At 69.1% G+C, this 10,110-nt stretch carries 8 protein-coding genes and 2 tRNA genes; 7 read left to right on the forward strand and 3 right to left on the reverse strand.

Translation table 11 applies throughout. The features are described 5' to 3' along the window. The first annotated feature begins 80 nt into the window (after window positions 1-80). Complete coding sequence (locus Voc01_RS49605; protein ID WP_203934790.1) at window positions 81-2,972, forward strand: RHS repeat domain-containing protein; 2,892 nt, start codon at window positions 81-83, stop codon at window positions 2,970-2,972. Between the two features lie 56 nt (window positions 2,973-3,028). Here Voc01_RS49605 and Voc01_RS49610 read toward each other — a convergent pair whose 3' ends face one another. Both Voc01_RS49610 and Voc01_RS49615 read right to left on the reverse strand, forming a co-directional pair. Continuing rightward, the gene (locus tag Voc01_RS49610) at window positions 3,029-3,880 is read right to left on the reverse strand and encodes a C1 domain-containing protein (protein ID WP_203934791.1); all 852 of its coding nucleotides are present in this window, start codon (window positions 3,878-3,880) and stop codon (window positions 3,029-3,031) included. 63 nt (window positions 3,881-3,943) lie between these two features. Then, a tRNA-Gly gene (locus Voc01_RS49615) sits at window positions 3,944-4,017 on the reverse strand. Between the two features lie 139 nt (window positions 4,018-4,156). Between Voc01_RS49615 and Voc01_RS49620 the strand changes: the two genes are divergently transcribed. The 6 genes from Voc01_RS49620 (at window position 4,157) to Voc01_RS49645 (ending at window position 9,473) form a co-directional block, all read left to right on the forward strand. Next, window positions 4,157-4,230 (forward strand) — tRNA-Pro (locus Voc01_RS49620). Window positions 4,231-4,262: 32 nt separating this feature from the next. Beyond that, window positions 4,263-5,633 (forward strand): trigger factor, encoded by a 1,371-nt coding sequence (tig, locus tag Voc01_RS49625; RefSeq protein WP_203934792.1) that lies wholly within the window; start codon window positions 4,263-4,265, stop codon window positions 5,631-5,633. A 127-nt stretch (window positions 5,634-5,760) separates the two neighbouring features. After that, window positions 5,761-6,390: an ATP-dependent Clp protease proteolytic subunit gene (locus tag Voc01_RS49630; RefSeq protein WP_203934793.1), complete on the forward strand. Its 630-nt coding sequence runs from the start codon at window positions 5,761-5,763 to the stop codon at window positions 6,388-6,390. 11 nt (window positions 6,391-6,401) lie between these two features. Next, complete coding sequence (locus Voc01_RS49635; protein WP_203934794.1) at window positions 6,402-7,034, forward strand: ATP-dependent Clp protease proteolytic subunit; 633 nt, start codon at window positions 6,402-6,404, stop codon at window positions 7,032-7,034. A gap of 337 nt (window positions 7,035-7,371) precedes the next feature. Continuing rightward, window positions 7,372-8,670, forward strand: coding sequence for an ATP-dependent Clp protease ATP-binding subunit ClpX (gene clpX, locus Voc01_RS49640; RefSeq protein WP_203934795.1), 1,299 nt, complete (start codon window positions 7,372-7,374; stop codon window positions 8,668-8,670). Window positions 8,671-8,678: 8 nt separating this feature from the next. Beyond that, window positions 8,679-9,473, forward strand: a complete 795-nt coding sequence (locus Voc01_RS49645; RefSeq protein ID WP_203934796.1) for a carbon-nitrogen hydrolase family protein — start codon at window positions 8,679-8,681, stop codon at window positions 9,471-9,473. A gap of 16 nt (window positions 9,474-9,489) precedes the next feature. On the opposite strand, the gene Voc01_RS49650 is transcribed toward Voc01_RS49645, so the two are convergent. Next, window positions 9,490-9,693 carry a hypothetical protein gene (locus Voc01_RS49650; RefSeq protein ID WP_203934797.1) on the reverse strand — a complete coding sequence of 68 codons (204 nt, stop codon included), beginning with the start codon at window positions 9,691-9,693 and terminating at the stop codon, window positions 9,490-9,492. Window positions 9,694-10,110: the final 417 nt, after the last annotated feature.

Genomic DNA, 10,110 nt, shown 5'->3' on the forward strand with positions numbered 1-10,110 from the left:
CGGGACCTCGTCACATCGATGGATTTACCTAAGCTGCTCCTCTCCGCGCCGTTTCGTCGCGCGGACAGGGGGAGGGACACATGCTTCGCACCAGACGGGCGTTGGTGTGCTCGGTGCTCATGGCCGTCGCGTCGACCGCCGTCGTCACCATGTCGGCCGCGCCCGCCGCGGCCGCCGGCAGTTCGCCGCTCACACCGTCGAGTTGGGCCTACGTCGACTCGCAGGCGCCTCGGACCACGTTCATCGACCGGGCCGGTGACGCGCCGGTCGGAACCCGGACCGCTGCCGACGGCCGGGCGCACACCTACCGCTCCTACTTCACGTTCGACCTGACCCCGTTGCGGGGTCACGCTATCCGCATGGGCCACCTGACCGTGCGGGAGACCGCTGTGACCGACTGCACCGTGCCGGGTGTGGTCCAGTTGTGGCGCACCAGCCCGATCAGGCCGAACACCAGCTGGCGGAACCCGCCGGCGGAGCAGGAGCTGCTCCGGACGTTCGGAGGCACCGCGTCCTCCTGTCCCGGCACCCTCTTCTTCGACCTGGCGCCGGCGCTGAACGCCGCGATCGGGCGGGGCCAGACCGCGCTGACGATCGAGCTGCGGATCCCCGCCGACCGGGAGGGCGAGGTGGCGCTGGGCCGGACCTTCGGGATGCCGACCGTCGCCCTGCTGACCGACCGCCTGCCGGTCGTGAGCAACCTGGGCCTGGTGTATCCCGACCGGGGCTGCGGCACGTACACCCGGCCGACTCCGGCGAACGACAGCACTCTCTTCCGGGCGACCGTCACCGATCCCGACGGCACGTTCGCGTCGGCGGAGTTCTCGGTGTGGCCGGCGGGCCGTCCCGAGCAGCGGCGCGAGTTCTCCGGCGGCACGTACGGCGGCGGGGTCTTCCAGGCGTCGACCGACCTCACCGGGTTCCCCGAGGGATCGCTCGTGGCGTGGGCGGCGCGTGGGCAGGACCACCAGGACCTGTCGCAGTGGTCGCCGCCGTGCTTCCTGCGGATCGACCGCACGGCGCCCGGCACCGCTCCGATCGTGGCCTCCCGCGTCTACCTGGAGGGGACCACGCCGTCGGGCGGTCCGGGGGTGAAGGGCCGGTTCTGGTTCAGCGCCAAGGGTGACCGCGACGTCGTGGCCTACTCGTACACCGACATCGACGGGAGCGTTCCGCACGCGCGGGTCGCGCCGCGTTGGCCGGGCGGCCCGGTGATGATCGAGTGGACGCCGCGGACCGCCGGCCAGCAGTACCTGGAGGTGTGGCCCGAGGACGCCGCCGGCAACCGGGGCCCGTCGACGCGCTACCGGTTCACTGTGCGGAACACCGCACCGGAGGGCAGGGTCGAGGTGGCCGGGGTCGGGTTGCCCAGCCGGCTCACGCTGACCGGCGTGCCCGAGGTCACCCAGTTCGGGTACCAGCTCCCCGGCCAGGCCGAGGTGCGCTTCCCCGCCGCCAACGGCACGGGCAGCACCGACGTCACGTTCCCGGCCGTGGGCTCTTACGAGATCACCACCCGCAGCTACGCCGGTGACCGCATGATCGGGTCGGGCCGCCTGTCCGTCCACGTCGACGACGCCCCGACGGTGACCTCGGCCGAGTTCAACCTGGAGACGAGCCCGGTCGCCGGCCGGTCCGGCTCGTTCACGTTCACGCCGCGCAGCGCCGGGGTGGTCGCCTACCTCTACAGCTTCGGCTTCGGCGGCACCGAGCAGCGCGTCGAGGCGCCGGGCGGCACCGCGGTGCTGCCGTTCACGCCGCCGGCCGGCGGCTGGTACACGCTGCGCGTGCGGTCCGTCCGGGCCGACGGTTCGACGTCGAACCCGGCGACGCACTACTTCTCCGTGATCGACCCGCATCCGGTCGTGTACGTGCACGACCTGACCAGCTGGCCGCGCCGCGACGGTCCCGGGCTTCCGTTGCAGGTGGACCTGAACAGCGGGCTGCCCGACGTCACCGGGTTCGTCTACCGGCTGAACGGCGGCGCCGAGCAGACGGCGACCGCGAGCTTCGGCTCGGCCTACGTGACGGTGACGCCGGACCGGGCCGGTGACAACACCCTCCTCGTCCGGGCCGTGCTCGCCGACGGGAGCACGTCACCGGAGACGGAGCACACGTTCTCGGTCTGGTCGGGTCCGCTCGTGACGTGGACCCCGGCGGGCAGCGGGGTGGTCGACAAGCCGGTCACGTTCACGTTCCACCCGGCGCTGCCCGGCGTGGTCCGGTACCGCTACACGTTCCCCGGGCAGGAGGAGCAGACGGTGGCGGCGGGCCCGGACGGCACCGCGTCGGCGACCTACGTTCCCGGCGGGTGGGGGCTGCACACGATCGCCGTCACCAGCGTCGGTGGCGACGGGACCGCGTCGGAGACGCGCGACGTCTACTTCGACGTCCTGGACAACAGGGTCTCGGTGTACGGCGCGCTGGACGAGAGCGCGCCGCGCGGCGGTGTCGGGAACTCGACGGTCTTCCAGCTGTACAGCCAGCGGGCCGGCGAGGTGGTCGAGTACCTGTACCGGGTAGACGACGACCCGGTGGCGTCGATCCCGCAGCGGCCCGACAGCACCACGACCTACCTGACGCTCACGCTGACGCGCAACGGCCTCAACACGCTGTACGTGCAGAGCCGCACCCGTGACGGCGACCTGTCGCCGGTCACCGAGTACCGGTTCCTGGTGGGCACCGCGCCGTACGTGGTGTCGGCGCAGTACCCGGAGGGCACGTGGGGCGGCGGTCCCGGTGTCGAGGGCACGTTCGAGTTCAGCGGGGGCACCCCCGGCATCGTGTCGTTCGACTACCGCATCGACGGGGGCGCGCCGACCACCGTGGCCGCCGACGCCGACGGCCGCGCGTCGATCACCTACACGCCGACCGGCGACACGTACTTCCACACCCTCGTGGTGACGGGACGTAAGGCCGACGGCACGACCACCGACCCGCGGAGCTACGCCATCCAGGTGCAGCCCCGGTAGCTCCGGCAGGACGGCGGGCCGGGGCGCCCTGGCGCCCTGCCCGCCGTTCCCGGGTCTCAGCCGGCGCCGGTCTCCGGGGCGCCGGTCTCCGGGGCGCCAGCCTCCGGAGCGCCAGCCTCCGGGGCGGCGGTGACGAACAGCATCCGCTGTCCGCGCGGGGTGCCCAGCAGCACGGTGCGGGTGCGTTGCAGCGCCCCGGCACCGGCCGAGCCGTCGCGCTCCTGCCGGGCGATCAGGGCGAAACCGGCGTCGGCGGTGAAGTCGTGCGGCTCGACCCGCTGCTCGTATCCCCACCAGTTGCGGCGGTCCTGCCAGGTGCACGCCACGTCGACCAGCCCCTCCAGTTCGGCGGCGTCGACCGGCTGGCCGTGCCACAGGACCAGCACCTGCTCCAGCCGCCCGGTGTGCCGGTTGGCCGGCCGTCCGCGTGGGCGTCCGGTGGGCAGCACCGGGAGCCCGAGCCCACCGGGGCAGCCTTGCGCCGGGCAGCGGCTCTGCCCGGCGGGCAGGCAGTGCCGGCACAGCGTGTAGCGGCACTCCTGGCACTGGAGCCCGACCGGGTTGGACACCTGCAGCTCCGCGACGTCGCGGTGCAGCACGTGGCTGGAGTACCAGTACGCCTCGCAGCGTTGGCACTCGGTCGCGATCGGCGTGAAATAGGCGTTCTCCCGCTGCGAGGCGGTGACGGGCTCAGTGTTGGCGGGGTCGTCGGCGCGGCTGCGCAGCAGGGCGAGCGCCCACCAGAACGGATCCGCGCCCATGCCGTCGGTGCGCAGCCGCTCGAGCACCGCGTCGAGCGCCGAGCGGTACCGGCCCGCGTTGTACAGCGGCTCGACCGCCTCCCGCAGCACCGCGAGCGGCTCGGGGTGCTCGGGGAAGTGGAACGCCTCGGCGTCGTACCTGGCCATGGGACTCCCTCCGGACCCCCACCGCTACTCAAACGACCATGCTGCTGGCCTGTGGAAATGTGGTGGAGCGGGCGACGAGAATCGAACTCGCGTAATCAGTTTGGAAGACTGAGGCTCTACCATTGAGCTACGCCCGCGTGTCGTGCGATCCACAGCGTACCCAACATCGGCACCGCTGTGCCGCCGGGTTCCCGCCGGTCTCAAATGATCTTGAGGTACGGACCCAAAGCCCGCCACGCGGCAACCGCACCGTACCGCATACACTGCACATCGCCGCGGGGTGTGGCGCAGCTTGGTAGCGCACTCGCTTTGGGAGCGAGGGGCCGTGGGTTCAAATCCCGCCACCCCGACTCGATCAACGAACAGCCGAGGAGAAGGACCTGTGAAGAGCACCGTCGAGACCTTGAGCGCCACGCGCGTGCGGCTCGCCATCGAGGTGCCGTTCGACGAGCTCAAGCCGAGCTTGCAGAAGGCGTACCGCGAGATCGGCTCGCAGGTGACCATCCCCGGCTTCCGGCGGGGCAAGGTTCCGCAGCAGGTCATCGACCAGCGGGTCGGGCGGGTCAACATCCTCAACGAGGCGGTCCAGGACGCGATCCCCACCCAGATCGTGGCCGCGGTGCGCGAGCACGACGTGAAGACGCTCGGGCGTCCCGAGGTGGAGATCACCGAGTTCTCCGACGGCGAGCCGCTGAAGTTCACCGCCGAGGTCGATGTCCGTCCGGAGATCGAGCTGCCGTCTCCCGAAGAGATCACGGTGACGGTGGACGCGGTCGACGTCAGCGACGAGGCGATCGACGAGCAGGTCGGCAACCTGCGGGAGCGGTTCGCGACGCTGAAGACCGTCGAGCGGGCGGCCGCCGACGGCGACTATGTGCAGATCGACCTGTCGGCCACGGTCGACGGCGTCGAGGTCGAGGGTGGCAGCGCCACCAACGTGTCGCACGAGGTGGGCAGCGGCAAGCTGCTGCCGGGTCTCGACGAGGTGCTGGTCGGCATGTCGGCGTCCGACTCGACGACGTTCGAGACGAAGCTGGTCGGCGGCGACCACGCCGGTGAGGACGCCACCGTGGCGGTGACGGTCCGGTCGGTCAAGGAGAAGCAGTTGCCCGAGCTCGACGACGAGTTCGCCCAGCTCGCCAGCGAGTTCGACACCCTCGACGAGCTGCGTGAGGACGTCAAGGGCCGGCTGCTGCGGGTCAACCGCATGGAGAAGCTGTACTCGGCCCGCGACGAGGCGCTCAAGGCGCTGATCGCGGCCACGGCCGTCCCGGTTCCGGAGACCGTCGTCAAGGACGAGGTCGACAGCCGCAAAGACGCGATGCGCGAGCAGCTCGAGGGCGCCGGCGCGAGCTGGAGCGAGTACCTCGAGGCGCAGAGCAAGACCGAGGAGGAGATCGAGGCCGAGCTCACCGAGTCGGCCACCGAGGCGGTCCAGGTGCAGCTCCTGCTCGACACGTACGCCGACAAGCAGGAGATCCAGGTCAGCGACGACGAGTTCGGCCACGAGATCGTCCACCGGGCGCAGCGTGCCGGTGTCGGTCCGCAGCAGTACTACGACCAGCTGGTCCGGTCCGGTGCCGCCGGCGTGATCTTCGGTGACGTGCGGCGCGGCAAGGCGCTGGCCGAGATCCTCGACAAGGTCGTGATCGAGGACACCAACGGCGAGCGGCTGAGCCTGGCCGACCTCCGCGGTGACGACGATCACGAGGGTCACGACCACGGCGACCACGAGGGTCACGACCACGACTGAGGCCCGGGTTCCCCCTGAAAACGGCGCGCGGACCTAAGCCGACAGCGAAATGAACCTACAGTGCCGGTTGACCGCCGTTCGAGCGGTTAGTGTCGGCTGTATCCACGACTTCATCTGAAGGGCTGCCATGACCGACCTGCATATTCCGGCCACGCCGGTCGCTCGCGGTGGGGACCTCGGGCTCAACCTCGACGACTCGGTCTACAACCGGCTGCTCAAAGACCGCATCATCATCCTCGGCAGCGAGGTGAACGACCAGGTGGCCAACCGGATCTGCGCGCAGCTCCTGCTGCTCGCCGCCGAAGACCCGGAGCGCGACATCGTGCTCTACATCAACTCGCCCGGCGGCTCGGTCTACTCCGGCATGGCCATCTACGACACGATGCAGTTCGTCGACAACGACGTGTCCACCGTGGCGATGGGCATGGCCGCGTCGATGGGCCAGCTGCTGCTGTGCGCCGGCACCAAGGGCAAGCGCTACGCCCTGCCGCACGCGCGCATCATGATGCACCAGCCGTCCGGTGGTATCGGTGGTACGGCGGCCGACATCGCGATCCAGGCAGAGCAGATGCTCTACACCAAGCGGATGTTCCAGGAGCGGGTGGCGTTCCACACCGGCCAGCCGGCCGAGCAGATCGAGGCCGACTCCGACCGTGACCGCTGGTTCACCGCCCAGGAGGCGATGGACTACGGCTTCATCGACAAGGTGGTCACCGGGGCCCGTCAGGTCCCCGAGGGCGCCGGCACGCGTAACTGAGGAGCCTCCCGATGACCATCTACAACCGCTACACGCTCCCGTCGTTCGTCGAGCGCACGTCGTACGGCATCAAGGAGTCCAACCCGTACAACAAGATGTTCGAGGAGCGCATCATCTTCCTCGGCGTCCAGATCGACGACGTGTCGGCCAACGACGTGATGGCGCAACTGCTCACGCTGGAGTCGGGTGACCCCGACCGCGACATCACGATGTACATCAACTCGCCCGGTGGCTCGTTCACGGCGATGACGGCGATCTACGACACGATGCAGTTCGTGCGCCCCGACATCGCGACGGTGTGCCTGGGCCAGGCCGCCAGCGCCGCCGCCGTGCTGCTCGCGGCCGGTACGCCGGGCAAGCGCATGGCGCTGCCGCACTCGCGCGTGATCATCCACCAGCCGGCCACCGAGGGCGGCTACGGGCAGGGGTCCGACATCGAGATCCAGGCCCGCGAGATGATGCGCATGCGCAACATGCTGGAGGAGCTGATCTCGAACCACAGCACCCAGCCGCTCGAGAAGGTCAAGAAGGACATCGACCGCGACAAGATCCTGACGGCGAACGAGGCCAAGGAGTACGGCCTCGTCGACCAGGTTCTGGCGAGCCGCAAGAAGACGCTGGCGGCCGCGGCCGCGTCGAGCTGACGGTCCGAACGTCCGATCTTGGACGTCGGTGCACGCTCAGGCGTGTGCCGGCGTCCAAGATCTGTTTTGTCCCCTGACCGACGCCGCAAATCGGGACATTCCCCTCGGTGTCTCAGGATGTCGGGCCTTCGGCCGACAGAACCGGTGCAAGGAAACGAAGACACCACCCGGAGAGGGGTCGGAGAACCGACCTCGACCAGGTAACGTCGAGTCAGCGGCCGCTGGGTTGCTGCGAGTCGGTTCACCGCCCAGGATTAGCTGTGGCATCGAAGTAAAACGGCAAGATCAGAACGGCTGGATCAGTGATGACCCGGCCTGAACGCATGGGAGACCGTTGGTGGCACGGATCGGTGACGGCGGCGACCTGCTCAAGTGCTCCTTCTGTGGCAAGTCGCAGAAGCAGGTCAAGAAGCTCATTGCCGGTCCGGGCGTCTACATCTGCGACGAGTGCATCGACCTGTGCAACGAGATCATCGAAGAGGAGCTCGCCGAGACCGGCGACGTGAAGTTCGACGAGCTGCCCAAGCCGATGGAGATCCGGTCGTTCCTCGACCAGTACGTGGTCGGGCAGGACCAGGCGAAGAAGGCGCTCGCGGTAGCGGTCTACAACCACTACAAGCGCATCCAGGCCGAGTCCGCCGGTGGCGCCAACGACAGCGTCGAGCTGGCGAAGTCGAACATCCTGCTGATCGGCCCGACCGGGTGCGGCAAGACCCACCTGGCGCAGACGCTGGCGCGCATGCTGAACGTCCCGTTCGCGATCGCCGACGCTACCGCGCTCACCGAGGCCGGGTACGTCGGTGAGGACGTCGAGAACATCCTCCTCAAGCTGATCCAGGCGGCCGACTACGACATCCGCCGCGCCGAGACCGGCATCGTCTACATCGACGAGGTCGACAAGATCGCGCGGAAGTCGGAGAACCCGTCGATCACGCGCGACGTCTCCGGCGAGGGCGTACAGCAGGCCCTGTTGAAGATCATCGAGGGGACCGTCGCCAACGTGCCCCCGCAGGGCGGTCGGAAGCATCCGCACCAGGAGTTCATCCAGATCGACACCACCAACGTGCTGTTCATCTGCGGTGGCGCGTTCGCCGGTCTCGATAAGGTGATCCAGGCGCGGGTCGGCAAGAACGGGCTCGGCTTCGGCGCCGACGTCCGCTCGATCAGCGAGAAGAGCGGCGACAACGTCTTCGGCGAGGTCATGCCGGAAGACCTGTTGAAGTTCGGGCTGATCCCCGAGTTCATCGGCCGGCTCCCGGTGCTCACGAGCGTGCGCAGCCTCGACCGCGACGCGCTGGTGCGCATCCTCACCGAGCCCCGCAACGCGTTCGTGCGCCAGTACCAGCGGCTGTTCGAGCTCGACGGCGTGGAGCTGGAGTTCGAGACCAACGCCCTGGAGGCGATCGCCGACCAGGCGATCCTGCGCGGCACCGGCGCCCGCGGGCTGCGGGCCATCATGGAGGAGGTGCTCCTCTCCGTGATGTACGAGGTCCCGAGCAACCCGAACGTCGCCCGGGTGCTCATCACCCGCGAGGTCGTGCTCAACAACGTCAACCCGACGATCGTGCCCCGCGACTTCACGTCCCACCGGGCCGGCCGTCGCCGGGCCGACCGGGGCGAGGAGAAGTCGGCCTAGGTCCGTCCATGCGGGTCGCGCTCTGTCAGCTCAACGCTCGCGACGACCGCGCCGCCAACCTCTCGGTGGCGCGTTCGTTGGTGGAGCGGGCGGCCGCCGCCGGGGCCGATCTGGCGGTGCTGCCGGAGTACACCGACTATCTGGGTCCCTCCGCCGGTCTTCCGAAGCCCGAGGGCCTCGACGGCGAGTACGCATCCATGTTCGCGTCGCTGGCGCGCTCGTTGGAGATCAACATCCTGGCTGGCTCGTTCCACGAGACCGGCCCCGACGACGAGCACACGTACAACACGATGCCGGCCTTCGACCGCGGCGGCGGGCTGATCGGCGCGTACCGGAAGATCCACCTGTACGACGTGGAGATTCCGGGGCGGGTGTCGTACCGGGAGTCGTCCTCTGTCGCCCCGGGCTCCGAGGTTCTCGTGGTGCCCGTCGACGGCGTCCAGGTGGGGCTGTCGATCTGCTACGACCTGCGGTTCCCGGAGCTGTACCGGCGGTTGGCGATCGACGGTGCGACGGTGCTCGTGGTGCCGGCCGCGTTCATGATGCACACGGGGCGCGACCACTGGGAGGTCCTGCTCCGGGCCCGCGCGGTGGAGAACCAGTGTTACGTACTCGCCGCCGGCCAGATCGGCGACCATGACCCGGGCCGGACGTGCTTCGGTCGCAGCATGGTCGTGGACCCGTGGGGAACCGTCGTGGCCCAGATGCCCGACGAGGTGGGCATCATCACGGCCGATCTCGACCTCGACCGGTTGGAGCGCATCCGGCTCGAGGTGCCCAGCCTGGCGAACCGCCGGCTCTAGACCGTTGAAATGCGGCCTAGCTCGCCAGGACGCCGATCAGCACCAGGCCGATGAGCGCCGCTCCGGTGACGATGATGGCGGTGTTCATCCGTGACCGCCCGCGGCGGGCCAGGCGTACCGACGCTCCCACCACGAACAGGATGATCACGGCACCGAGCACCAGCTGCCAGAACGGCAGCAGGAGGCCGAGCAGCGCGTCGGCGGCGATGGTGTCGGGCACCGGGCCATTCTGTCATTCGCTCGATGCACGCTCCGCACATGGCTGTGCGCTCCACGGATACGCATGACGCTCGATTTGACGTTGGGGCGCGCGAGCGCGTAGGTTCTGTCGTGCCGCAAGGGACCGGACAAACGGGGCGAAAGCACCGGAAGACCGGATCGGAGCGGTAACTTGGGCAGTGCAGGCGAGCCGGAAACAGCGACTTGCAAGTGCGAAACTGACCGGGTAGAGTAGACAAGCCGGCAGGAGCCGGGCGGGCCCGATTGCGAGGCCGGCCGGTCTGCCAATCCGCTGGACATCTACTTCAATTTCGTTGGAGTAGGGTCGTTGCGCGAAGACAGCGAAGATTTGACAGTCGCTGTTGGATGTGTACGATAGCCCGGCGAACAAAATGAATTACCCAGCGAGGGTGGTTTG

This window comes from Virgisporangium ochraceum, assembly GCF_016863655.1.
GTDB lineage: Bacteria > Actinomycetota > Actinomycetes > Mycobacteriales > Micromonosporaceae > Virgisporangium > Virgisporangium ochraceum.

Bases quoted from the DNA above. Each gene is read 5' to 3' on its own strand.
- Voc01_RS49605 (WP_203934790.1), top strand. From the start codon at position 81: ATGCTTCGCACCAGACGGGCGTTGGTGTGCTCGGTGCTCATGGCCGTC.
- Voc01_RS49610 (WP_203934791.1), bottom strand. From the start codon at position 3,880: ATGGCCAGGTACGACGCCGAGGCGTTCCACTTCCCCGAGCACCCCGAG.
- Voc01_RS49630 (WP_203934793.1), top strand. From the start codon at position 5,761: ATGACCGACCTGCATATTCCGGCCACGCCGGTCGCTCGCGGTGGGGAC.
- Voc01_RS49635 (WP_203934794.1), top strand. From the start codon at position 6,402: ATGACCATCTACAACCGCTACACGCTCCCGTCGTTCGTCGAGCGCACG.
- Voc01_RS49645 (WP_203934796.1), top strand. From the start codon at position 8,679: ATGCGGGTCGCGCTCTGTCAGCTCAACGCTCGCGACGACCGCGCCGCC.